26 protein-coding genes are annotated in these 21632 nt (G+C 62.5%); 13 read left to right on the top strand and 13 right to left on the bottom strand.

The window, feature by feature from the left end:
• Positions 1 to 30: 30 nt before the first annotated feature.
• From FJW08_RS06115 to FJW08_RS06095, 6 genes are all read right to left on the bottom strand, one after another.
• Positions 31 to 276: a YMGG-like glycine zipper-containing protein gene (locus FJW08_RS06115; RefSeq protein WP_140754527.1), complete on the bottom strand. Its 246-nt coding sequence runs from the start codon at positions 274 to 276 to the stop codon at positions 31 to 33.
• 82 nt (positions 277 to 358) lie between these two features.
• Complete coding sequence (locus tag FJW08_RS06110) at positions 359 to 685, bottom strand: hypothetical protein (RefSeq protein WP_140754525.1); 327 nt, start codon at positions 683 to 685, stop codon at positions 359 to 361.
• Between the two features lie 150 nt (positions 686 to 835).
• Positions 836 to 1012 carry a hypothetical protein gene (locus FJW08_RS32320; protein WP_181182848.1) on the bottom strand — a complete coding sequence of 59 codons (177 nt, stop codon included), beginning with the start codon at positions 1010 to 1012 and terminating at the stop codon, positions 836 to 838.
• Positions 1013 to 1146: 134 nt separating this feature from the next.
• Positions 1147 to 2181, bottom strand: coding sequence for a PAS domain-containing sensor histidine kinase (locus FJW08_RS06105; RefSeq protein ID WP_140809637.1), 1035 nt, complete (start codon positions 2179 to 2181; stop codon positions 1147 to 1149).
• Between the two features lie 161 nt (positions 2182 to 2342).
• Positions 2343 to 2507 carry a DUF1328 domain-containing protein gene (locus FJW08_RS06100; protein ID WP_006203859.1) on the bottom strand — a complete coding sequence of 55 codons (165 nt, stop codon included), beginning with the start codon at positions 2505 to 2507 and terminating at the stop codon, positions 2343 to 2345.
• Positions 2508 to 2716: 209 nt separating this feature from the next.
• Complete coding sequence (locus FJW08_RS06095) at positions 2717 to 3511, bottom strand: response regulator (RefSeq protein ID WP_140809635.1); 795 nt, start codon at positions 3509 to 3511, stop codon at positions 2717 to 2719.
• A 221-nt stretch (positions 3512 to 3732) separates the two neighbouring features.
• Here FJW08_RS06095 and FJW08_RS06090 point away from each other — a divergent pair, with 221 nt between their 5' ends.
• Together FJW08_RS06090 and FJW08_RS06085 are read left to right on the top strand one after the other, a co-directional pair.
• Positions 3733 to 3936 (top strand): NepR family anti-sigma factor, encoded by a 204-nt coding sequence (locus tag FJW08_RS06090; protein ID WP_140809753.1) that lies wholly within the window; start codon positions 3733 to 3735, stop codon positions 3934 to 3936.
• 3 nt (positions 3937 to 3939) lie between these two features.
• A complete protein-coding gene (locus tag FJW08_RS06085) occupies positions 3940 to 4491 on the top strand; it encodes an RNA polymerase sigma factor (RefSeq protein ID WP_010911883.1) in 552 nt (183 codons plus the stop codon).
• 44 nt (positions 4492 to 4535) lie between these two features.
• On the opposite strand, the gene FJW08_RS06080 is transcribed toward FJW08_RS06085, so the two are convergent.
• Complete coding sequence (locus FJW08_RS06080; RefSeq protein ID WP_224591352.1) at positions 4536 to 4916, bottom strand: response regulator; 381 nt, start codon at positions 4914 to 4916, stop codon at positions 4536 to 4538.
• A 403-nt stretch (positions 4917 to 5319) separates the two neighbouring features.
• Between FJW08_RS06080 and FJW08_RS06075 the strand changes: the two genes are divergently transcribed.
• From FJW08_RS06075 to FJW08_RS32315, 3 genes are all read left to right on the top strand, one after another.
• On the top strand, positions 5320 to 5646 hold the full coding sequence (locus FJW08_RS06075; RefSeq protein ID WP_140754519.1) for a DUF883 family protein: 327 nt from the start codon (positions 5320 to 5322) through the stop codon (positions 5644 to 5646).
• Positions 5647 to 5656: 10 nt separating this feature from the next.
• Positions 5657 to 6118, top strand: coding sequence for a hypothetical protein (locus FJW08_RS06070; protein ID WP_140809633.1), 462 nt, complete (start codon positions 5657 to 5659; stop codon positions 6116 to 6118).
• Between the two features lie 154 nt (positions 6119 to 6272).
• Complete coding sequence (locus FJW08_RS32315; protein WP_181178211.1) at positions 6273 to 6449, top strand: hypothetical protein; 177 nt, start codon at positions 6273 to 6275, stop codon at positions 6447 to 6449.
• 65 nt (positions 6450 to 6514) lie between these two features.
• On the opposite strand, the gene FJW08_RS06065 is transcribed toward FJW08_RS32315, so the two are convergent.
• Positions 6515 to 7435 (bottom strand): diacylglycerol kinase family protein, encoded by a 921-nt coding sequence (locus FJW08_RS06065; protein WP_140809632.1) that lies wholly within the window; start codon positions 7433 to 7435, stop codon positions 6515 to 6517.
• Positions 7436 to 7731: 296 nt separating this feature from the next.
• Here FJW08_RS06065 and FJW08_RS06060 point away from each other — a divergent pair, with 296 nt between their 5' ends.
• On the top strand, positions 7732 to 9018 hold the full coding sequence (locus FJW08_RS06060; RefSeq protein ID WP_140809630.1) for a PRC-barrel domain-containing protein: 1287 nt from the start codon (positions 7732 to 7734) through the stop codon (positions 9016 to 9018).
• 46 nt (positions 9019 to 9064) lie between these two features.
• Here FJW08_RS06060 and FJW08_RS06055 read toward each other — a convergent pair whose 3' ends face one another.
• Positions 9065 to 10624, bottom strand: coding sequence for an alkaline phosphatase family protein (locus tag FJW08_RS06055; RefSeq protein WP_140754511.1), 1560 nt, complete (start codon positions 10622 to 10624; stop codon positions 9065 to 9067).
• 224 nt (positions 10625 to 10848) lie between these two features.
• On the opposite strand from FJW08_RS06055, the gene FJW08_RS06050 reads away from it, so the two are divergent.
• The 4 genes from FJW08_RS06050 to FJW08_RS06035 all read left to right on the top strand — a co-directional run bounded on the left by FJW08_RS06050 (position 10849) and on the right by FJW08_RS06035 (position 13864).
• Positions 10849 to 11781, top strand: coding sequence for a VOC family protein (locus tag FJW08_RS06050; protein WP_140809628.1), 933 nt, complete (start codon positions 10849 to 10851; stop codon positions 11779 to 11781).
• Positions 11782 to 11785: 4 nt separating this feature from the next.
• The gene (locus FJW08_RS06045; protein ID WP_140809626.1) at positions 11786 to 12406 is read left to right on the top strand and encodes an alpha/beta hydrolase; all 621 of its coding nucleotides are present in this window, start codon (positions 11786 to 11788) and stop codon (positions 12404 to 12406) included.
• Between the two features lie 2 nt (positions 12407 to 12408).
• Positions 12409 to 12708 (top strand): GNAT family N-acetyltransferase, encoded by a 300-nt coding sequence (locus FJW08_RS06040; RefSeq protein ID WP_140809624.1) that lies wholly within the window; start codon positions 12409 to 12411, stop codon positions 12706 to 12708.
• Between the two features lie 97 nt (positions 12709 to 12805).
• On the top strand, positions 12806 to 13864 hold the full coding sequence (locus FJW08_RS06035) for a dipeptidase (protein ID WP_140809622.1): 1059 nt from the start codon (positions 12806 to 12808) through the stop codon (positions 13862 to 13864).
• A 107-nt stretch (positions 13865 to 13971) separates the two neighbouring features.
• On the opposite strand, the gene FJW08_RS06030 is transcribed toward FJW08_RS06035, so the two are convergent.
• From FJW08_RS06030 to FJW08_RS06015, 4 genes are read right to left on the bottom strand one after another with little or no spacing between them, the layout of a single operon-like run.
• Positions 13972 to 14232: a hypothetical protein gene (locus FJW08_RS06030; protein WP_140809620.1), complete on the bottom strand. Its 261-nt coding sequence runs from the start codon at positions 14230 to 14232 to the stop codon at positions 13972 to 13974.
• A gap of 2 nt (positions 14233 to 14234) precedes the next feature.
• On the bottom strand, positions 14235 to 15461 hold the full coding sequence (locus FJW08_RS06025; protein WP_140809618.1) for an aminomethyltransferase family protein: 1227 nt from the start codon (positions 15459 to 15461) through the stop codon (positions 14235 to 14237).
• Positions 15462 to 15512: 51 nt separating this feature from the next.
• On the bottom strand, positions 15513 to 17093 hold the full coding sequence (locus FJW08_RS06020; RefSeq protein ID WP_140809616.1) for an NAD(P)/FAD-dependent oxidoreductase: 1581 nt from the start codon (positions 17091 to 17093) through the stop codon (positions 15513 to 15515).
• The gene (locus FJW08_RS06015) at positions 17080 to 18699 is read right to left on the bottom strand and encodes an NAD(P)/FAD-dependent oxidoreductase (protein ID WP_140809615.1); all 1620 of its coding nucleotides are present in this window, start codon (positions 18697 to 18699) and stop codon (positions 17080 to 17082) included. The genes FJW08_RS06020 and FJW08_RS06015 overlap by 14 nt, the downstream gene beginning before the upstream one ends.
• 252 nt (positions 18700 to 18951) lie before the next feature.
• Here FJW08_RS06015 and FJW08_RS06010 point away from each other — a divergent pair, with 252 nt between their 5' ends.
• The 3 genes from FJW08_RS06010 to FJW08_RS06000 are packed head-to-tail and all read left to right on the top strand — an operon-like array spanning position 18952 to position 21598.
• Complete coding sequence (locus FJW08_RS06010; RefSeq protein WP_140809613.1) at positions 18952 to 19752, top strand: methyltransferase domain-containing protein; 801 nt, start codon at positions 18952 to 18954, stop codon at positions 19750 to 19752.
• 27 nt (positions 19753 to 19779) lie between these two features.
• On the top strand, positions 19780 to 20472 hold the full coding sequence (betI, locus tag FJW08_RS06005) for a transcriptional regulator BetI (RefSeq protein WP_246682218.1): 693 nt from the start codon (positions 19780 to 19782) through the stop codon (positions 20470 to 20472).
• 43 nt (positions 20473 to 20515) lie between these two features.
• Positions 20516 to 21598: an ABC transporter substrate-binding protein gene (locus tag FJW08_RS06000; RefSeq protein WP_140809609.1), complete on the top strand. Its 1083-nt coding sequence runs from the start codon at positions 20516 to 20518 to the stop codon at positions 21596 to 21598.
• The last annotated feature ends 34 nt before the right edge of the window (positions 21599 to 21632 follow it).

Here is a 21632-nt window from a genome sequence, read left to right as displayed (position 1 = left end):
AGCCGATCCTGGATTGCTCCAATCGCTGAATTAGTTGCAGCGGGCCGTGTAGATCCGGCCGCGATGATCGCGATACTGGCAGTAGCCGTTCTGCAACTTGCGAACCAGCAGGCCGGATCCGGCGCCGACAGCCGCACCGACCAGCGCGCCCTTGCCGCCGCCGACCAAGCCGCCGATACCGGCGCCGATCAAGCCGCCGCCGACGACGTCCTTCTCCGTGCTGGTGCAGCCGCTGACAGCAACCACCGCAACCATGGCAATAAGTATTTTCCGCATAGAGTCGCTCCTCACTTGTGTCCACACTTTAGTAAGCTCCAACCGCCATTTAGCATGAAACGACGGCCTTTGCTGCTGCAATTTATTGTTGACTAAGGTCGTCTTTTTCTGGGCGGATCGTGTTCGATGCCATGACGAGGTTGGAAATGGCCAACGAAGCGTCAAGGTTACCGTCTGGCCGCACCTTCCAGACAATCTGATCGTAGTCGTCCTCCAAGGCGGGATCGACCGCGAGGCATTCGGCGACGACATGCTGCGCCTGCCCCTGCACGTGGCCCATCGCGAAGGGGCGCTCGGCGGTGCACTCGTCGGCAGTCGCAAAAACACTGACTGGGACCTGCAATTCCCGGCATTCGGCCATCGTGTTCGAGCAGCCGATCACCAGCAACAACGCGGCTATGTGTTCCATGACGGATGTCCTCTGGCCGCAATAACGGCCGACATCGTCAAAAAGTTCCTGTCATTTCCAACGGGTTACGCAAAAAAACTGCGGCCCCTCGCGATCGGAGGCGCGGCGGCGTTGATCGACCGGCGATTTCAACGGAGAGCAGGACCCAAGTCAGGTCAGCTGCCAAAGAACGGCCAGCAACATGATCGCGGTCAAGGCAAGAATGAGCCCCTTCATCGAACCCCTGCCTGCCTCAGGGTGTGTTTCCGCGGAGGATTCGGATTCCAGAAATTCGCCCATCGAAATCCGGGCGGCTTGTTCCAATCTGTTCATTTCGGCAACCGTCAAGACACTCCTCCCGTACCGCGCTGCAAGCCTGCCAACAATGTCCGAAAGCGGGGCAGGTTCCGGCGGTATCTGGGAAAAACAGCATCCGCCCTCATGGTGAACAGCCGGTTAAGAATCGCTGCTTGCCGAGGCTTTCACTGCGTCTCGAAATTGTTGTGCGGAACGACGAGGCGGTATTCGAGATGGCCGTCGCCGATATCGAGGTTCGCGGTTCCGTTCAGGGACGCTGGCACCACCCGCTCCAACGCGACGCTGCCGAATCGCTTCTGACCGCCCCCATCGTCTTTGGTCCCTATCGTTTCGGCCCATGTCAAGGACAGGGTGAGCTCCCCCGTGTCGGCGGCGTTGAGGTCGGCGGTGACCTCGACGAAACCATCCGGCCGGGACAGGGCGCCGTAGCTGACGGAGTTGACGGCGAGTTCATGCATCGCCAGGCCAATATGCAGCGCGGCGTTGGGATTGAGGTAGGGATTGGCGCCACGGAAGCGAAGGCTATGTGACGGATTCGCTCCGTAGCGGCCGACCTGGCTCGCCACCAGCTCATGAAGGGCTGCCCCTCGCCAGTTGGAGGATGTCACCAGATCCTGGGAGGACGCCAGCGACTGCAGCCGGCCGCGGAAGCGCTTCAGGAAGTCGCCGACGCCGTCGGAATAACGACCGGTCTGGGTCGCGATGCTCTGGATGATCGCCAGCAGGTTCTTCGAGCGGTGGCTGACTTCACGCAGCAGCGTCGTCAATGTCTGTTCGCGCCGCTTCTGCTCGGTCGTCTCGACCATGGTGGTGACGACGCCTTGGACATCGCCATTGTCGCCTCGGTCGGCATCGACCCAGATCTGAAACCAGCGAACGCCATTCTCGACTGGAACACTGATTTCAAGGCGCTGAGGATCGCCGGTCGCAACCACATCGCGCTTGGCGGCGCCGATGCGGTCGGCCTGCGCCGTTGGCAGGATGCCGTTCCCGTCGACATCGTCGGAGGCCCAGGGCGCGCGCATGTTGCGGGCCCATACGGTCTTCATTTCGCGATCCTGATAGAGGACGGAAATGCCGGCATTGTGCAATGCGTGGAGAAGGGCTCGGCCAAGCTGCATGCCGCTTTCGGCGGGGTGCATGGCGATGACTTCATCGCGCGGTGCGCCTTCCGTTCTGTCTGAAGTCCTGGAGCGCATCGGTCAATTCGTCCATCCAACTCGGGCTGAACGGCTCACTGTCGAATGGGTTCCCCTGAAAGCGGTCCGCCGGACGGTATCCTTGAAGGACGCCGCCCGGCGGTGGCTGGAAACCGTTTGAGGGGTGCGGCTTCCAGTGTTCGCCTCATGAGCCGCCAGGCTCACGCCCGCCTGAACAGGCCGGCCAGAAGCGAAATAATCAGGAAAGCCAGGAAGATGAAGAACAATATCTGCGCGATACCGGCGGATGTGCCGGCAATGCCGCCGAAACCAAGCGCGCCGGCAATAATCGCCACGACGAGAAATACGAGCGCCCAGTAAAGCATGGTCCATCTCCTTCGAATGATACGGCAAAAACGTGGGTGGATGCGGTTTGTTCCACCATTCGCCGAAAAAGACGGTGCTTGCAAATCGTTCCGGGCAGCGCGGGCTGGGAAATTCGCCGGTGGCCGATCCGGCTTGTCAAAAGGGCCGCCGGATGAATCGCATCCAACGGCCTTTTGATGTCCCTCGTCCGGCTTCCGGAGCCCGCGATCTATGCGGCAGCCTTGGCCTGCCGGTCGAAGAACAGAGCCTGGCTGATCAGCGCCTTCACCATGTCGGGATTGAACGGCTTGGTCACGAGAAAGGCGGGCTCGGGGCGCTCTCCGGTCAGGAGACGCTCGGGGAAGGCGGTGATGAAGATTACCGGCACGGATGTCGACGACAAGATTTCGTTCACGGCCTCGATGCCCGAGCTGCCGTCGGCGAGCTGAATGTCTGCGAGCACCATCTTCGGTCGGGTCTTGCCGAACATCGTCACCGCTTCGGCATGGGTGCGCGCCGTTCCCACGACCCGATGACCGAGGCTCTCGACCATCTCCTCTATATCCATGGCGATCAGCGGTTCATCCTCGATGATCAGCACGTCGGTCGCCACCTGACGGGAAATCTCATTGCTTGCCTCGGCGAGCAACTCAGAGAACTGCTGGTCGCCGACATCGAGGATTTCGGCTGCCTCGTCCTCGCTGAAACCTTCGACGGCAACCAGCAGGAAGGCCTGGCGGGGAAGCGGCGCGATCGCATTGAGATTTGCGGCGGCGCGCTGCTCCCAGGCCGATTGTGACTGCTCCTGCGGAACGCGGATGGCAACGGATGTGAAGAGCTTGGCGAAAACCTTGTACAAGGCGATCCGGTCACTCGACGCCTCCGGGAAGATGTCGACATCGGCGATGATGGCCTCAAGCATCGCGGCGACCAGCGCGTCGCCGCTCTCCTGCGATCCCGAGACGGCACGCGAGAAGCGCCGCAAGAACGGCAGATGCGGAGCGATGGTAGCGGACAAGCTCATGATGGACGTCTCCCTCAGATGACGCTGTTGGACGGATTGCAGCTCACGCCAATTGCGCGCCCCGCGGAAATAACGGCGCTTTTCCGAAAAAGTTCCACCGATATGGAACAAATCCGTGGCAATGGCGTTTGGGCGTCGGGATGGGCAACCAGACGAGGGTGCCGCTTGCCTTGTGTTGCGTTGGATACGAGCGGCTTGAGTTCTGGGAATATAAGGGCGAAATGAAGGATATGACGAAAGATATTCTGGCTGGTGCCGCGGGCAGGCGCCGGGACGGCGTCGGCGACCCTCTGGGGCCGAACTCCGAAATCGGACGCAAACTCAAACAATATTATGACGAGCTGGTCTCCGACAATGTGCCGGATCGCTTCGCCCAGTTGCTCAGACAACTGGAACAGGCCGAACCCGCACAGAAGAAGGACTGAGGCATGGCAGCCGTCTCCCAAGGCTTCAAGACCGATCTGCTTGGGGCAATCCCGAGCTTGCGGGCTTTTGCCGTGTCGCTGACACAGAATGCCGACAAGGCCGACGACCTCGTGCAGGAGACGCTGGTCAAGGCCTGGGACAAGCATGAGAGCTTTCAGCCCGGCACCAATCTCAAGGCATGGCTTTTCACGATCCTGCGCAACGAGTTCTATTCGCAGATGCGCAAGCGCGGCCGCGAGGTGCAGGACAGCGACGGCATCATGACGGCCCGGCTTGCGGTGCATCCGGCCCAGCATGGCCAGCTCGACCTCAAGGATTTTCGTGGCGCTCTCGAGCAATTGCCGGAGGACCAGCGCGAAGCCATCATCCTGATCGGTGCATCGGGCTTCTCCTATGAGGAGGCCGCCGAAATCTGCGGTTGCGCGGTCGGAACGATCAAGAGTCGGGTCAGCAGGGCCCGCACACGCCTGCAGGAAATCCTGAAAATCTCCGGCGAGGACGAGTATGGTCCCGATGCGATCTCGGCCCAGGTCACAGGGACGGCAGCGCATTGAAATGCGGGCCGGATAACGGCAATTCGAATGTCGTTGCGTCGGTCTCAGCCAAGGGAGCCGCGACCGTAGGCCAGCGCCACGGCTTCGACGAGGTCTTCGCCTGAATACGGCTTGGTGACCAGCCTCACTCCGGGGAAGGATGCCTTGATCTCGCCCGCATCGGAATGACCGGATGCAAACACGAACGGGACGCCGGTCTCACGCAGGCCCGCGGCGAATTCGAGCGTCGAGGCGCCACCCAGCATCAGATCGACAATGGCCGCGTCGAAATGCGTCGCGATCTTCCGGCCATCAATTTCGGCCAGGTCGCGGGCAACCACCACCTCGCCCGCACCGTGGTCGCGGCAGAGTTGCTCGACATCCATGGCTATGAGGAATTCATCCTCCAAGACAAGAATGCGCAATCCGTCAAGTAATTGGGGCACGGGCGATTGCTCCTTGAAACGTCGGGAGTCATGATCGCAATTTGGTGTGTTGTCATTTAAAAAAGCCGTGCGCCCGCGATGAAAGGCCGACCTTGGACAATCGCGGAAAGCGGACCTGCTGGCGGCAGGCCTTTGCAAGGAGGAAATGCCAAGCCAGATCGGGCATGCTTTTCAAGCCGGCAATACCCCAGCGAGCAATGTCGTTGCGGCTCCTGCCGGTGTCGCGGGGTTTCGAGAGACCGGAGCTTCTGGGCGAACGCCGCCACCCGCCGATCTGACGCGGCGCTTCTCGCCAGGGGCGCCGGAGGATGCACGTAACCGGGTTTTGGGGTAGTTTGTCCCCGCATCGGAACCTTGAGACACACGGCGCGTTTGAAATCGAGCAATCACAAGGAGTTAAGCAATGGCAACCGCCGCAGGGAAAACCGCCAACGAAGCCCGGACGAATTCGGATCTTGAAGCCGATATCAGGCAGTTGAAGGCCGATATCGACAAGCTCACCAAGCAACTGGCCAAGACCGGTGAACACGGCTACGGCACAGCGCGCCGGGCTGCGGCCGAAGGCGTCGAGCAGTTGCGCGCCCAAGGGGAAGCGGCCTTCGACAGCCTGCGCGGCAATGCCAGGGATATCGAGGCGCAGATGGTGGCAAGTGTACGCGAAAAGCCGGTGACGTCGCTGGCAATCGCCGCTGGCGTCGGCTTCCTGTTCGCGCTGCTCGCGCGTCGCTAGTTCCGCTGAGATGGGATTGCTGGCTTCCCTACTCTCGGGTTTTGCCTCGGGTGAAACAATGGCTGCGGTGCGGCGCGCACGCACGGCGGCCATCGTCTACGCGCTTGCCGCGCTGGCGGCATTCTGCGGCTTCGGCTTCCTTGTCGGGGCAGCCTATATCTGGACATCGGCGCGCTATGGATCGCTGGCTGCCGCGGTTGGTTTCGGTGTCGGCTTCCTGGTGATCGCGGGCCTTGTTCTTTTGACCCACAGGCTGATGTTGGGCGCGCGGGTCCGCCGCGAGGCAAGGCGGCGCAAGGCCGACATGAAGGCGATCGGCATTGCCGCCGCGCTCGCTGTACTGCCGACATTGCTCAAGGGAAAAGGTGGGCTCGGGCTTATTCTCGGTCCGGCCGTGGCACTCGCGGCCTACGCCATCTACCGCGAGAACGTGAAGTCCGACACCGACCATCCGGAGGCCGGCGAGGGGTAGCAGCGCCGGGCGGCCCGCCTCGTGTCACTTCGACAGATCTTCCAGCGCCACCCTTCCGGACCCGGCTCCCCGGAACCATCCTAGCAAAGAACCCGTTACCCGACCGTGATTTATCGAGTGCGCGGGTTGGCGCAGAACGAGACGAGGGCCGACCATGCCCAAGATCATTCCTGAAAACAAGGCACGCCAGGGGCGTTGGGGTTGGCACGGGTTGCGCATCCTGATCGCGGCGCTGCTTCTGGCATTCGTGGCATGGGGTGTCGCCGAAATATATGGCGAAACGGCCAAGACTCCAGCCACGGAGCAAGGAAGTGGGCCGAGCGGCGGTTAGAGTTTCGGCCGCCATCGCCAGAGATTGCGTCATCGCCAAAGACCGCGTCAGGGCCGGAGGCCACATCAGGCTGCCTTTGCCTTGGCGATGCTGGCCGGCACCAGGACGTTGAGCGCTCCGGGCCGGATTTCGATGGTCGTCTCCCGATCGAGCCTGACCAGTTCGCCATCCATGACAGCGCGAAACTTTCTGCCGCCGGAATGGATTTTCAGCACCGCACGGTCGGCCTGGTGGATTTCGACATGCTCATTGTCGCGCCACTTGCCGCGCGCCATGTTGAAGAAGAACTTGACCAGTTCGGCGCGCTGCTGCGCCACCGTGACATAGACGCCTAGCACGCCGCCCGCAGGGTTGTCGGCATAAGGCAAATGGCCTTCGCCGAACAGATTGTTGGTGACGCCGATGCCCGATATGCGCGCCGTCACCTCGGCGTCGCCAATGCCGAGCGTGACGTTCATCGCCGGCGGGTTCTTGATCGTCGCCCAAGCGGCCTTGGCCGAAGCACCGATCTTGCCCAGGCGCGATCCGAATTCCATCCCCTGGCGTAGCTGCACCATCTTGGCATGCATGCCGATCGAGAACTGATGGACGAATGGCTGGCCATTGGCCGTGGCCATGTCGACCGCGATGATTTCGCCGTCGGCGAAGGCGTCCAACGCGGCATCGAGCGACTGCGGAATGCCCAGACCGCGCGCGAACAAGTTCATCGTGCCGGCCGGCAATATGGCAAGCGCCTTTTTCTTGCCCATCAGCCTTGCGGCCGCGGCTGAGATGGTTCCGTCACCGCCGCCGGCAAGCACAACATCGACGGCGCGGCGCGACGCGGCGCTGTCGAGGGTTTCCACGATGTCCTTGCCGGCAACGATGTCGATGCTGAGAGAGTGGCCCGCCGATTCCAGCGTCTGACGCATCCGGTCCGAAAAAGCCGCGAGATCCACGGTGCGCAAGGTGCCACCGTCCCGGTTCAGCACCGCTGCAAACTTCATGCCCCGCTCCGCTCAAAACCTGGCCCGGGCGCCCAAGCCGAAGGCTGGAACGCAGCGGACCAGGAAAGGTTCCGGTTGCGCCGCAATCCAAGGCCAGAACCCAAGCCCGGAATCCAGGGTTGCGTCAGCTGGCGGATACGCATCCGTTTGGTGGGTCTTGGTCTCGAACGCCGCGGTTTTTTGTCGGAACAACAGCATGGTCACGACGTTGTGAACCTGTAGAGATGCCGCGTCCAATCTCCCCCGATGGGTCGACCGCACGCGGCGCACGAAATCAGGCACGAGGAGAGATTATCATGATCCGGACCCTTTTAGCGACGACTGCCCTTGCGACAATGGTCGCAACCGGGGCCTTCGCGCAGAGCGCTGCAACCCCAGCCCCGGCTAACCCGCCAGCCGCCCAACAACCGGCTGCGCCGGTGGTGCGGGCGGAAGGTAGCATCGTCACCAATATTATCGGTGCATCGGTCTATAATGGCACTGGCGACAATGCCGAGAATATCGGCAAGGTCACTGACGTCGTCTTTGACAAGGACGGCATGGCGAAATCCGTCGTCATCGGCGTCGGCGGCTTCCTTGGCGTCGGAACCAAAAACGTCGCCTTCGACTATGACAAGCTGCAATGGGCCGAGAAGAACGGTAACCGCTGGCTGGTGGCGCAGACGACCAAGGACGAACTGAAGGCGCATCCGGCGTTTGACAGCAAGGCTTATGCGCCGGCCCCGGCGGCATCGACAACTGCCCAGGCGCCAGCCACGTCGACCGACACCGCGCAGAAGCCCGCCGACATGAATGCGCAGCCGGTGAAACAGGCTGATGGCAATCTGGCTACGAACATCATCGGTGAAAATGTCTACAACGGGACAGGCGATGACGCCCAGAAGATCGGCGACGTTAACGACATCGTGCTGACCAAGGAAGGCAAGGCGCAATCGCTGATTATAGGCGTCGGCGGCTTCCTTGGCATGGGCGAGAAGAACGTCGCCTATGATTTCGCCAAGGCGAAGTGGGCGCAGAAGAACGGCAACCGCTGGCTGGTGGCGCAGACCACCAAGGAAGAACTGCAGGCGCAGCCCTATGATCCGGTGCCGGCAACGACGGCATCCAACGCGCCGGCGGCAACCGCGCCAGCCGCGGCACCTTCCGCCACGACAGCTCCCGCCGCCGCTCCGGCAGACAAGACGGCGGCGGCGCCAGCTGACGCCACGGCTCCCGACCAGACAAAGACCTCAGCCATCGATAAGTCGAAGCTGACGGAGATGCCGATTGGCGAGATCAGGGCTAACGATCTGAAGGGCACGACAGTCTATGGCGCCAATGACGCCAAGGTTGGCGAGATCGGGGATGTCGTGCTGACGCCCGACAAGAAAACCGATGCCGTGATCGTCGATGTCGGCGGCTTCCTCGGCATCGGCTCGAAGGAGGTCGCGGTTGGCATGGATAATTTGAAGTTCATGACCGACAAGAGCGGCAAGAAGTACCTTTATACGACCTTCACCAAGGAGCAGCTCGAGAAGCAAGCAGCTTACGACAAGGGCACCTACGCCCAGAAGCGCGACGAGCAGCGTCTGATGGTTCGGTAGGCAAGGATACTTCGACAGCTAAGGAAATGGGGCGGTAGGGAAATCCCTACCGCCCCGTATGCGACCTGGCATATCCAACCAATCCATTGTCCGTCAGCTCCGAGAGGGCAAGCGACTGGTCGAGATGTTCGGCCCGCCAGGCAAGCAGCCTTTCGGCGAATTCCAGCCGGGTGGAACGATGTGCCGGACTGTTGGCGAGGTTCTTCAATTCGCCAGGGTCGTCCTCCATGTCGAAAAGCAGAGGCGGCAAGCCGCCGCCAAAATGCACGTATTTGAATTTCCGTGTGCGGATGACAGCGAGGTTGCACTGGCGCGAGGTAATGCCGAAGTGCCGTTCGGCTTCTCCGTCCGCGATCGAGCGAAAGTCGAACTCCCAGTGCGCGGCGTCGCGCCAAACGGCGGGAGTTCCGCCGCTCAGGAAGGGTTTGAGCGAGCACCCGTCAAGATGCGGTTCGGGAGCCGCGCCGAGCAGGTCGATGAGCGTCGGCAAAATGTCGACCGCTTCGGTGAAGCAATCGACAGTGCTGCCGGCGGCCTTGCGATGGCGTGGGTCGTGGACGACCAGTGGGATGTGGTAGCTGCCGTCGAAATAGCCGCCCTTGCCCAGCATGAAATGGTCGCCCATCATTTCGGCGTGGTCGGAGGTGAGCACGATGATGGTGTTGTCCCAAGCGCCTTCGGCCTTCAGCGCTTGCCATAGGCGGCCGAGCTGCGCGTCGACCTCCGAGATCATACCGTAGTAGATTGCTCGGATGCGGCGGAAATCATCCTCGCTCCAGTCCTGTACCTTGCCCGTGGCGCCGGGGCGGAACTTCGCGCGGTTTTGCCGGCCGAGATCATAGGCGATGTAGGGGTGGCCCTGAGATTCGGCTCGCCAACTTTCCGCACGGTGAAAAGCGGGGCCGTCCGCCGGATCGTATCGGGTGTTGTACGGTTCCGGCACGATGAAGGGCGGATGCGGGCTGATAAAGGAAAGATGCGCAAACCATGGCGCGGCCTCCTCTTGCTCGCCCAGCCAGCGGATGAATTCGCCGGCAAGGAAGGCGGTCGGCGTCTGGTCCTTCGAGTAGACGGGCGGCGCTTCAGTCACCGCGCCGTCCGCCTCGCCCACGGGACGATGGATATCAGGACTTCCAGCGCCGGCATCGATGCCCTGCTGCTTCAGCCAGGACAACCACTGCTTCTGATGTTCGGGCAGCAATTGGCGCACCGTGAAGCCAGGCAGCACGCCTTCATAGCTGTGCAGCCGTGGATCGGCCGGTGCAAGCTGGCGCGGGTCGAGCGACACATCGGTATAGCCGAACAAGGTCGGATCGTAGCCCACGCTGCGCGCCGCAAGCGCAATATTGCCATGGCGGGCATCGAGCGGCGTGCCGTTGCGGCAGACGCGGTTGTTCATCTGGTAGAGGCCTGTGTAGAGGCAGGCACGCGCCGGCGAGCATGGAGCCGAGCCGCCGTAATGGCGCTTGAACAGGACACCTTCGGCGGCCAGCGCATCGGCATTCGGCGTCTTCACCTGGGGATGGCCGGCAGCCGACAGGCAATCGCCGCGCCACTGGTCGCAGGTGATGAGGAGGACATTTGGCCGCCTGCCTTTTCCAGTCACTTTGCGCTCCCCCTCCAGTACGTTCGGTGAGCACATGGAACCGATTTCCATCAACCGCGCAAGACCAGGCTGTTGACCGGATGGTGAACAAGAATCCGATTATTGTTCACTTATACAGCACAGTCCATTCTGTGTTTGCCGCCTTTGCCGTGGATGCAGGTATCCTCATATTGGCGTGGACAGCGGCGAGGGCCGCACAAACACCAAGGGAAGGAGCAAAGACCATGCTCGACCAGATCAAGGGCCTGCATCACGTCACCTCGATGGCCAGGGATGCACGGCAGAACAATGATTTCTTCACCCACAAGATCGGCCTACGCCGGGTCAAGAAGACGGTCAATTTCGACGCGCCGGACGTCTATCACCTCTATTACGGCGACGAGGTCGGAACGCCGGGTTCGGTGATGACCTATTTTCCGTTTCCCAACATCGGTAAGGGCCGTCATGGCGTCGGCGAAGTCGGCACCACGGTCTACTCCGTGCCCGAAGGCACGCTCGCCTATTGGGAAAAACGCTTCACCGACGAAGGCGTAACCAATGTCTCCCGCGAGGAAAGCTTTGGCGAGAAGCGGCTCGGATTTGCCGGTCCGGACGGCGACGGCTTTGCCCTTGTCGAGGACAAGGCCGACAGCAGAGCGCCCTGGGTGAAGGGCGGCATTCCGGCAGACGAGGCGATCCGCGGTTTTCACTCGGTTTCGCTCAGGCTGAAAGATGGTGGCGCCACCGAGGAGCTGCTGAAGTTCATGGGCTACGAGGAGGTCGACAAATCAGGCAATGTCAGGCGGCTCGCCGTCAAGAACGGCAACGGCGCCGATGTCGTCGACATCGAATCGCTGCCGACCGCGCCCTTCGCCGATCTCGGCGCCGGCTCCGTCCACCATGTCGCCTTTGCCGTCGAGAACCGTGCCAGGCAGCTCGAAGTGCGCAAGGCGCTGATGGATACGGGCTATGGCGTGACGCCGGTGATCGACCGCGACTATTTCTGGGCGATCTATTTCCGCACGCCGGGCGGCGTGCTGTTCGAAGTGGCCACCAACGAGCCGGGCTTCGACCGTGATGAGGACACCGCTCATCTCGGCGAGGCGCTGAAGCTGCCCACGCAGCATCAGCACCTGCGGCCCTATCTCGAACAGCATCTGCAAAAGCTGGAGGGCTGAGGCGATGAGCAAGGACGCTTTCATCCACAAAGTGCTACCCGGTTCGCCGGGTGGCCCGCTGCTCTTCGTCTTCCATGGCACGGGCGGCGACGAGAGCCAGCTTGTATCGCTGGGGCGCGATCTCGCGCCCCAGGCGACCATCATCTCGCCGCGCGGCGATGTCTCCGAACAAGGTGCCGCGCGTTTCTTCCGCCGCACCGGCGAGGGCGTCTACGACATGGACGACCTGGCGCGGGCGACGGCCAAGATGGCTGAATTCGTCAAGGCCCATGTCGAGGCGGCGACGCCATCGGCCGTGCTGGGCCTCGGCTATTCCAACGGCGCCAATATCCTGGCCTCGCTGGTGTTCGAAGTCCCTGACGTGTTCGACGCCACGGTGCTGATGCATCCGCTGATTCCGTTCGAGCCGGAGGTGAAGGGCAGCCTTGCCGGCCGTCACATCCTGGTGACCGCCGGCAGGCGCGATCCGATCTGCCCGCCGAACCTGACGGCGCGGCTCGAAGCCTATTTGCGTGCCGATGGTGCCGATGTCACAGTGGAGTGGCACGAAGGCGGGCACGAGGTGCGGCCAAACGAAATCGAGGCGGCGCGGCGGCTTTTTGCCGGTGTCGCCCAAGGAGTCTAGGGATGCCCGATCAACTGCCAGAGATCGAACTTGAAGATCGCGGCTCCAAGGGTCGCTACGTCCTGCGCGGCCCCGGCGGCACCGAGGCCGAGATGACCTTCACCAAGATCGGCGAGCACCAGCTCATCATCGACCACACGGAAGTGCCGGACGCCTTTCGCGGCCAAGGCGCCGGGCTTCGGCTCGTCACCCGCGCCGTCGAGGACGCGAGGGCGGCTGGCAAGAAGATCATCCCGCTCTGCCCGTTCGCCAACGCCCAGTTTCGCCGCCATCCGGAGTGGGCCGACGTGCTGAAGCAATAGGTTGGACTGGCTTTGTCATTTGCGCGGGTGGCACATCCTGCCTAAGTGGGTATGATATATCGCTCCCGCGCCGATGAACGAACCGAATGACCCCCCGATGACCGAATCCGACCTCGTCCCCGTCTTCGACGGCCACAATGATACGCTGCTGAGGCTCTATCAGTCCAAGGACAGCGACGTCGAAGAGCTGTTCATCGAAGGGAAATCGGGCGGCCATATCGACCTGCCGCGCGCCAGGGCCGGCGGATTCGCCGGAGGCATGTTCGCCATCTTCCCGCCGCCGGTCGAGAAAGCGCGGCGCAGCGCCGTGCCTTCGGCGCCGAGCGCTAGTGAGCCGCTGCCGCCCGAGGTTCCGCGCGCCGATGCGCTCAACTCGACGATCGCCATGGCGTCCATCCTGTTTCGGCTGGAGCGCGCCGGCGCATTGGCGATCTGCCGCAGTGCCGACGATGTGGGCAACGCCATGGCGCAAGGCACGATTGCCGCGGTGTTCCACATCGAGGGCGTCGAGGCGATCGATCCCGAACTCACCATGCTCGATGTGCTGCATGCCGCGGGCCTGCGCTCGCTCGGCATCGTCTGGAGCCGGCCGAATGCGTTTGGCCACGGCGTGCCGTTCCGCTTTCCGTCCTCGCCCGACACGGGACTTGGCCTGACCGATGCCGGCAAGGCGCTGGTCAAGGCCTGCAATGAACTGAAGATCATGATCGACCTCTCGCATCTCAACGAGAAGGGCTTTCGCGATGTTGCAGCGCTCAGCGAAGCACCGCTGGTCGCCACCCACTCCAACGTGCACGAGATCTGCGGCCATTCGCGCAATCTGACCGACTGGCAGCTCGGGGCGATCCGCGAAACCGGCGGCATGGTCGGCCTCAACTTCGCCACCGGCTTCCTGCGCGAGGACGGCCGCATGAATGCCGACACCAGCCTCGACATCATGGTGCGCCATATCGATTCCCTGTTGCAGGCCTTGGGCGAGGACGGCGTCGGTCTCGGTTCGGATTTCGATGGCGCCATGATCCCGGCCGTCATCGGCGACGTCGCCGGCCTGCCGAAACTTATCGATGCGCTGGCGGCGCGCGGTTTCGGCCGGGCGCTGATCGAAAAGATCGCCTACCGCAACTGGCTGAGCATGCTGGAAAGAACGATAGGTTAGAGCAGTTCCAGGAAAAGTGCGTAGCGGTTTTCCGTCCGGAATTGCGTAAAACAAAGAGTTAGACCGGTTCAGCGATTCCACCAATCGCTGAACCGGTCTAAAGTGGCTTATTCGAAGCCCATGCGCTTCAGCCAGTCCTTGCCAACGCCACGATCGCGAATGATCGGCAAGGGGTTTTCCGCATCCAACCGCGCGCAGATGCGATAGACTTCGAGCGTCTCGGCGCTCATCTCGCCCTGCTTGTAGAAGAACATGGCGGCGGCATAACGCGTGCGGCCCGACCATTTCTCGCCGAGCGGCGTGTTGACCAGTTGCCACTGTTCGGCGGCTTCGCCATCTTCCTGCTGCTTGTCCGCTTCCTCGGCCATGCTCAAAAATCCGCCGGCGGGTTGGCGGTGCGGCGGTCGAGCTTTATGAAGGGTCGCGCCACGACCTTGGCCCGTTTCATCAGCTTCTGGTACTGCAGCTCGCGCATGGCGTAGATCTCGACCCAGAGGTCCTCCACGACAATATCACCATAGGGCCGCGCCAGCGAGGCGATGGCGATGTTGCGCTTGGCCATCGGCGACCACATGGCGGCGCTGACCAGGCCGACCTCCTGGCTCTTCCTGTAGTAGACGATCGCGTGTTCGGCGGGGATGTTGCCCTCGATCTCCAGCCCGACCAACACATGGCGCAGCTTGCGTTTCGCCCTCGCTTCGAGGATGGCGCGACGGCCGTTGAAATGCTCCTTCTCCAGATCGATCATGAAGCCGAGCCCGATCTCGTCGGGCATGCGCCGGCGGTCGGCGCGGATGGCGTGTTCGGCGGTGGTGAAATCGGCATTGGCGACAATCAGCCCGGCCTCGAGCCGGGCACGGTTGAGCGCGGTATAGCCGATGGCGCGGATGCCGCGCAGTTCGCCCGCAGTCGTCAGCCGATCCCACAGGCTCAGCGCCTTATCGGCCGGAACGAACAGCTCGTAACCGAGATCGCCGGTAAAGCCGGTGCGTGAAATGATGACCGTGCCGCCGTCATGCGGGAACTCCGCAAGGTCGAATATTTTCAGCTTCTCGACACCGGTGAAACCGGCATCGCGCAGCACGGCGAAGGCGGTTGGGCCCTGCAGGGCGAGCCCGGCGACAGCCTCGGTCTCTTCCTCGACAATGACGTCGAAACCAAGGGCACTGTCCAGCAGCCACGGCAGATGCCGTTCCTGCGAACACAGCCGAAAGCGTGTCGGCGAAAGTCGAAACAGCGTGCCGTCGTCCAGCACAAAACCTTCGTCGTCACACCAGGCGGTGTAATGAACGCGGCCGGGCCTGAGCCTGGTGACATCGCGCAAGGTGACACGGTCGAGGAAGGCTTCGGCATCCGGTCCCTCGATCCAGTATTTGGTCATCGGCGAGATGTCGAACAGCGCCGCCTGGCTGCGGATGGCGAAATATTCGAGTTCTTCGTCCCAGAGCGAATGTGGTGCGCGGTAGCCGGCCCAATTGTACCAGTCCTGGGTCTTGGCCAGCGCATCGAGGCGCGGCTGGAACGGCGTGCCGAGGCGCAGCGTGCGGAAGTGGGATTGCGCCAGGGTGCGGGCCGCGTTGTCGAGCTGACCGGTCATGGCAGCGTTCCTTCGCCGGAGAATGCGGTGTCGGTAAGCTGAAGCATCACGTCACCCTTTCATCGCGATGATGCGCCGCGCGGCGTTCAAGCCGGGCGCACCCGAGACGCCGCCACCGGGATGCGAACCGGCGCCAGCCAGGAACAGCCCGTCGAGTGGCGTGTCGTAACCCGACCAGCCGGAGACGGGGCGCGAGATCAGCATCTGATCGGCCTGCAATTCACCATGGTGCCAATGACCGCCCGGCATGCGGTAGCGCTTCTCGATGTCGGCAGGGGTGAGCAGTTCGGCGTGAACCACCGTCTTGCCGATGCCAGCCGCGTAGGCTTCCAACTGAGCCATGATTGCCTCGAGGAATTTCGGCTTGCCGGCATCCCAACCCTCTTTCAACTGATAGGGCGCGTATTGCACCACGGCCGACAGCACGCAGGCGCCGCCTGGCGCCAGCGACGGGTCCGCAAGGCTGGGCAGGGTGATCTCCATCACCGGCTCGGGCGAGAACGCGCCATATTTGGATGGATTGAAGGCGCGCTCGACATGGTCGGGGGAGGGCGCAATGACGAGCCGGCCCTTATTGCCGGCGGCATCGACGCCGACAAATTGCGGCGGCCGGTCGAGCGCCAAATGGAGCTTGGCGGCATCGCCCTTCATGCGGATATTTCTGACCTTGCGCATGAAGCCGGTGTCGATCGCGCGCGGTCCGACAAGATCGAGGAAGGTGGTCGCCGGGTTGATGGCGGAGACGATCGTCCTGGCACGAAGCTCCTCGCCATTGTCGAGGACGACGCCGACGGCGCGGCCCTTCTCGACAACGATCCTTGCGACAGGCACCGATGTGCGGATCGTGACGCCAGCCCTTTCGGCAGCAGCGCGGATGGCGGCGACCACCGCGCCCATGCCGCCCTGCGGCAGCAATTGCGCTCCGGCCGCACCGCCAATCTCTCCAGCCAGACGATAGTAAAGGCCGAGCAGCGAGGTCGGCGAGCGCGGGCCAAGATGGCTGCCGAGGGTTGCGTCGAAGGCGAGCAGGCCCTTCAGCCTGTCGTCGGTAAGCTGCTCGTCAAGCAGGTCGGCGACGTTCATCAAAAGCACGCGCAGGAAGTCGCGCATGTCTTCCTTGCCGAGCTTCTTCAGCGCCAGCGCGGTCTGGCCAATTGCCGCGCATTCGAACAGCGACATGCCGCCGAGATCGGGCGGGCGTCGAGAGAGGAAGGGTTTCAGGATGCCTGCATAGCGCAGCAGTTGCGCGCGCAATTCCTTCCAGGCGGACTGTTGCGACGAACTGGCGCCGGTCAGCACCTCGCCATAGGCGCCATGCAGGACAAGCGGCGGTCCATCTTTAGACAATGCGACCGACGGGATGAAGTCGGTGCGAGCGATTTGCAGCCCGTGCCTTTCCAGCTCCAGCGTCTTCATGACATCGGGATGCAGCCGGTTCAGCGCATGCGCGACCGACGAGACGCGAAAGCCGGGCGCGAATTCCTCGGTGCGCGCGGCGCCGCCGACTTCGGCTCCGGCCTCCAGCACCAGTACCTTGCGGCCGGCCTTCGCCAGCGTGGTCGCGGCGACAAGCCCGTTGTGGCCGCCGCCAACGACAAGCACATCCCATTTTGGCGCATCAAATGACGTCATGGGCCGGGCTCATATACGAGGTGGATTTTGCGAGATCGCGCAGAATTTCAGCGGCGGCGTTGCGGCCGGGCGCCCCCATGACGCCGCCGCCGGGATGGGTCGAGGAGCCGCACATATAGAGCCCACCGACCGGTGAACGATACTGCGAGTAGCCCGGCACCGGGCGGTTGAACAGCAGCTGGTCGAAGGTGAGTTCGCCCTGGAAGATGTTGCCTTCGGTGAGGCCGACCTCGGCCTCGATTTCGCGCGGCGTGCGCACCTCCATGTGTACGATGCGGTCGCGGAACCCCGGAGAGTATTCTGATATCTGCGCAATCACGCTTTCAGCAAAACCGTCGCGATCGGCGTCCGTCCACTCGCGACCAGCGATCCTGGGCGGCGCGTATTGGACAAAACAGCTCATGAAATGTTTCCCCGGCGGCGCCATGGTCGGATCGAGCGTCGTCGGCATGACCATGTCGAGGAACGGATCGGCGGACCAGCGGCCGGCCTTCCAGTCATCATAGGCGCGCTCCATGCGCTCCATCGAATCGGTGAAATGCATGTCGCCGCGATAGACCGGCGAATCCTTAGGCAGCGCCGGGAATTCCGGCAACGAATCGAGCGCTATGTTGACCTTGCCTGAGGAGCCACGGATCTTGAAGTTCTTGACCCGGCGCAGGAAGATGTCGGGCAGTTCCTTCTCCTCGACCAGCTTCAGGAAGGTGCGTTTCACGTCGGCATTGGAGACGACCAGCTTGCCGTAAATCTCCTCGCCGCCGGCCAGCACGACGCCCTTGGCCTTGCCACGGCTCACCAGCACATGGTCGACCTCGGCGCCGGTGCGGATCGTGCCGCCGGACGCCTTGAAGGAGGCTGCCAGCGCCTTGGTTACCGCGCCCATGCCACCGCGCGCATAACCCCAGGCGCCGACCGAACCGTCGACCTCGCCCATATAGTGGTGGAGCAGGACGTAAGCCGTGCCTGGCGACATCGGCCCGAGTGCCGTGCCGATGATGCCGGACAGCGCGAAATTCGCCTTGATGACGTCGGTCTCGAAATATTCGTCGAGGAATTCCGAGATCGACATGGTCCAGAAGCGCAACGTCAGCGCCATTTCCTCGGCGGAGAGACCAGCGAATTTCTTGCCGAGATAGAGCAGCTCGCCAAGGTCGCGCGGCTTGAGACTGGTGGGGTCGGGCGCGGTGCGCATCAACAGTGGCTGGATGAAGCGGCACTGCCGCGTCACGTCGCGAGAGTAACGGTCATAGGCCTCGGCATCCTTTTTGGAGAAGCGGGCGAATTCGCGCCGGTGCCCGTCGTGGTCGCGGTAGTTGGCGAGATAGTCGCCGTCGCGGGTGAACACCGCGCCGCCCTCATAGGAAATCACCTGCAGGCCGAAGCGCGGCAGCTCGAGATCGCGCATGATCTCGGGGCGGAACAGCGAGCAAACATACGAGCAGTTGGAATAGAGGAAGCCAGGCGTCAGCTCACGACTGGTGGCGGCACCGCCGACCCAGTCGTTCTTCTCCACCACCAGCACGTCGAGACCGGCGCGCTGCAGGTAACAGGCGTTGACCAGGCCGTTGTGTCCTCCGCCGATGATGACCGCATCCCAAGCTTTCATTTTGGCTCAGTCTTCCCTGTTTTGCGCAATTCCGGACGGAAAACCGCTCACACTTGTCCTGGAATTGCTTAGGCGATCCGCTTTTCATTTTTGCGTGATCTGTTCCCGAATGCGTGGAATTTGGCATGGCACCAGCCGTTCTGTCCACCCGTACTGAATGAATGTTCAACAAATGATATTGCGTTTTTTTGAACTTGGGTTACGCTTTGCCGGCGTTCGAAACAGGCATTCGTCGATTGGGGCCGAGGGCTGATGATCGAAACGGTGGAAGCCGAGCCGGAATATGACGACACTGCCATCCGCTTCCTCGAAGCGCTGTGGGGCGATGGCTACCTGTCGCCGGGCGGGCCTGAAGAGGTCGACCGGGTGGTCGAGGGTCTTTCTCTCAAGGGCAAGACCGTCCTCGATATCGGCTGTGGCACCGGCGGCATCGCGCAGCATCTGGTCGAACGGCATGGCGCTGCCCACGCCACCGGTTTTGATGTCGAACACCCGGTGATCGTGGCGGCCAGACAGCGTGCCACGGCGCGTGCGCTGGCGGAGAGGACGAGCTTCATCCAAGGGCCGCCGGGGCCGCTGCCCTTTACCGATCGCTCCTTCGATGTCGTCTTTTCCAAGGACGCGCTGTTGCATGTACGTGACAAGGACGCCTTGTTCGCCGAGATTTTCCGCGTGCTGAAACCGGGCGGGGTCTTTGCCGCCTCCAACTGGATGATCTCGCATGACGGCGAACCGTCGGCCGAGATGAAGGCGTATGTCGCCGCCGAGGGGCTGTCGTTCGCCATGGCCTCGCCGTCACGTTACATCATGGCCATGCGCCGGGCGGGTTTCGCCGATGTCAGCGCCAGGGACCGCAATCCCTGGTACCGCGAGGTCGCGCGCGGGGAGCTCGAAAGGCTGAAGGGACCGCTCTATCCGGCCGCTGCCGCGGTGGTGGGCGCGGCCTACGTCGACAAGAACATTCGAACCTGGGAAGCCATGCAGAAGGTGCTTGACAGTGGCGAGCACCGTCCCACTCATCTTCGCGGGTGGAAGCCGGATGCAGAGGGATAGCCGGCGATGCTGGAGACCATCACACGCATGAAAACGGCAGACGCCAGGGACGCGCTCCTTGAATCGGCGCGGAAAGCCGAATCCGAGAAGCGCGGGCGGAAGGCCTCGAAGGAGGTCAGGCAGCTTCAGCTCATCGAGGCGACGATCGATTCGCTGGCCAAGCGCGGCTATTCGGAAACGACGATGGCCGATGTCGCCGATGGCGCCGGCCTGTCGCGCGGCATCGTCAACTTCCATTTCGAGAGCAAGGAAAAGCTGCTCATCGCGACCTTGCAGTACATGTATGACGAATACTCGGCGCATTGGCGCAATGCCCTGCAGAAGGCGGGCGATGATCCTGCCGACCAGCTTCAGGCGCTGGTCGCGGCAGATTTCGACCGCTCGATCTGCAACAAGCGCAAGCTTGCCGCCTGGTGCGCCTTCTGGGGCGAGGCCAAGTCGCGGCCGACCTACCAGGCGTTGAGCAGCGCCCGCGATATTGTCTATCAGGACATCTTCATCGAACTCTGCGCGACGCTCAAGCAGAGCGGCGGCTACGGCTATGAGCCGCAGGTCATGGCATTGGCGCTTAGCGCCATGCTGGAAGGGCTTTGGCTGCGGCTGATGATGGGGACCGAGAACACGACCCGCGAGACCTCTTTGCAGGCGGCGAACGAATTCCTGTCGGTGGCTTTCCCGAAGCACTACCCGCGGAAGGCGGCCGGGCCAACAAAATCATAAGAAAAGACGAAGCCATAAGAAAACCGCAGAGGATGGAACAGCAATGAAGACACTGGCAAGACGCCTGACACTGACGCTTGCGCTGACTGGTGCACTGGCGGCTTCGGCCGCGGCACTGGCGATCGCCGCCGACAAGGACCTGATCGTGTTCGACTGGTCCGGGTATGAGGCCCCGGGCTTCCACCCGAAATATGTCGAGAAGAACGGCGATTCGCCGACCTTCGCCTTCTTCGGTGACGAGGACGAGGCGTTCGAGAAGGTCCGTTCCGGCTTCAAGGCCGACCTAGGCCATCCCTGCTCGCAGAGCGTGACGAAGTGGCGCGAGGCTGGCCTGCTGCAGCCGCTCGACACCTCCAGGATCACGGGCTGGAAGGACCTCAATCCCGGCATCATGGCGATGAAAAATCTCGCAACGACCGATGACGGAAAAGCCTGGTTCATGCCCTGGGACTGGGGCAACACACAGCTAACCTACAATTCCTCCAAGGTCGACGAGAAGGACGTGCAGTCGCTGAAGGCGTTTGCCGATCCGAAGTTCAAGGGCCGGGTGTCGATCGGCGACAATGTCGATGATGCCTATGCGCTGGCGAGCCTCGCTATCGGCCTGAAGGACTGGACCAAGATGACCGACGACCAGTTCAAACAGGCGTCCGACTTCCTGCGCCAGGTGCACAAGAATGTCCGCTCCTACTGGACCGACACCACCGACGTCGTCCAGCTTCTGAGCGGCGGCGAAGTCGACCTCGCCTGGGCCTGGAACGATGCGACCGTGCAGTCGGTCGCCGCCGGCGTGCCGATCAAGTCGAAGAAGGACACGGCCGAAGGCATCTCGACCTGGGTCTGCGGCTATGTGCTGTTCAAGGATGCGCCCGGCAATACCGACAAGGCCTATGACTATCTCAATGCGGTCAACGATCCGGAGATCGCCAAGGTGCTTGTCAAGGACTGGGGCTACGGCCAGGCCAATGCCAAGGGCATGGCCGGCGTCGATCAGGCCGTCCTGAAGGAAAAGGGCTATGACGACGTGCAGAAATTCCTCGACAAGACGCTGTTCCAGCAGCCGCTGCCGTCCGATCTCAAGCTCAAGATGATCGCCGAGTTCGAGAAGATCAAGGCGGGCTATTAAGTCTCTGCCTGTCGAGCCCGTCCGTGCGCCGCTG

This window comes from Mesorhizobium sp. B3-2-1 (assembly GCF_006439515.1).
GTDB lineage: Bacteria > Pseudomonadota > Alphaproteobacteria > Rhizobiales > Rhizobiaceae > Mesorhizobium.
Note: the sequence above shows the minus strand (reverse complement) of the source record. Positions and strands in the feature narration are given on the sequence as shown.

What these genes read in the sequence shown, in the direction of transcription:
- FJW08_RS06015 (WP_140809615.1), bottom strand. Translation starts at nt 18,699, where the DNA reads ATGAAAGCTTGGGATGCGGTCATCATCGGCGGAGGACACAACGGCCTG.
- betI (WP_246682218.1), top strand. Translation starts at nt 19,780, where the DNA reads ATGAAAACGGCAGACGCCAGGGACGCGCTCCTTGAATCGGCGCGGAAA.
- FJW08_RS32315 (WP_181178211.1), top strand. Translation starts at nt 6,273, where the DNA reads ATGCCCAAGATCATTCCTGAAAACAAGGCACGCCAGGGGCGTTGGGGT.
- FJW08_RS06000 (WP_140809609.1), top strand. Translation starts at nt 20,516, where the DNA reads ATGAAGACACTGGCAAGACGCCTGACACTGACGCTTGCGCTGACTGGT.
- FJW08_RS06025 (WP_140809618.1), bottom strand. Translation starts at nt 15,461, where the DNA reads ATGACCGGTCAGCTCGACAACGCGGCCCGCACCCTGGCGCAATCCCAC.
- FJW08_RS06045 (WP_140809626.1), top strand. Translation starts at nt 11,786, where the DNA reads ATGAGCAAGGACGCTTTCATCCACAAAGTGCTACCCGGTTCGCCGGGT.
- FJW08_RS06075 (WP_140754519.1), top strand. Translation starts at nt 5,320, where the DNA reads ATGGCAACCGCCGCAGGGAAAACCGCCAACGAAGCCCGGACGAATTCG.
- FJW08_RS06110 (WP_140754525.1), bottom strand. Translation starts at nt 685, where the DNA reads ATGGAACACATAGCCGCGTTGTTGCTGGTGATCGGCTGCTCGAACACG.
- FJW08_RS06070 (WP_140809633.1), top strand. Translation starts at nt 5,657, where the DNA reads ATGGGATTGCTGGCTTCCCTACTCTCGGGTTTTGCCTCGGGTGAAACA.
- FJW08_RS06020 (WP_140809616.1), bottom strand. Translation starts at nt 17,093, where the DNA reads ATGACGTCATTTGATGCGCCAAAATGGGATGTGCTTGTCGTTGGCGGC.
- FJW08_RS06100 (WP_006203859.1), bottom strand. Translation starts at nt 2,507, where the DNA reads ATGCTTTACTGGGCGCTCGTATTTCTCGTCGTGGCGATTATTGCCGGC.
- FJW08_RS06115 (WP_140754527.1), bottom strand. Translation starts at nt 276, where the DNA reads ATGCGGAAAATACTTATTGCCATGGTTGCGGTGGTTGCTGTCAGCGGC.
- FJW08_RS06050 (WP_140809628.1), top strand. Translation starts at nt 10,849, where the DNA reads ATGCTCGACCAGATCAAGGGCCTGCATCACGTCACCTCGATGGCCAGG.
- FJW08_RS06010 (WP_140809613.1), top strand. Translation starts at nt 18,952, where the DNA reads ATGATCGAAACGGTGGAAGCCGAGCCGGAATATGACGACACTGCCATC.
- FJW08_RS06090 (WP_140809753.1), top strand. Translation starts at nt 3,733, where the DNA reads ATGAAGGATATGACGAAAGATATTCTGGCTGGTGCCGCGGGCAGGCGC.
- FJW08_RS06030 (WP_140809620.1), bottom strand. Translation starts at nt 14,232, where the DNA reads ATGGCCGAGGAAGCGGACAAGCAGCAGGAAGATGGCGAAGCCGCCGAA.
- FJW08_RS06035 (WP_140809622.1), top strand. Translation starts at nt 12,806, where the DNA reads ATGACCGAATCCGACCTCGTCCCCGTCTTCGACGGCCACAATGATACG.
- FJW08_RS06085 (WP_010911883.1), top strand. Translation starts at nt 3,940, where the DNA reads ATGGCAGCCGTCTCCCAAGGCTTCAAGACCGATCTGCTTGGGGCAATC.
- FJW08_RS06105 (WP_140809637.1), bottom strand. Translation starts at nt 2,181, where the DNA reads ATGCGCTCCAGGACTTCAGACAGAACGGAAGGCGCACCGCGCGATGAA.
- FJW08_RS06060 (WP_140809630.1), top strand. Translation starts at nt 7,732, where the DNA reads ATGATCCGGACCCTTTTAGCGACGACTGCCCTTGCGACAATGGTCGCA.
- FJW08_RS06040 (WP_140809624.1), top strand. Translation starts at nt 12,409, where the DNA reads ATGCCCGATCAACTGCCAGAGATCGAACTTGAAGATCGCGGCTCCAAG.
- FJW08_RS06095 (WP_140809635.1), bottom strand. Translation starts at nt 3,511, where the DNA reads ATGAGCTTGTCCGCTACCATCGCTCCGCATCTGCCGTTCTTGCGGCGC.
- FJW08_RS06065 (WP_140809632.1), bottom strand. Translation starts at nt 7,435, where the DNA reads ATGAAGTTTGCAGCGGTGCTGAACCGGGACGGTGGCACCTTGCGCACC.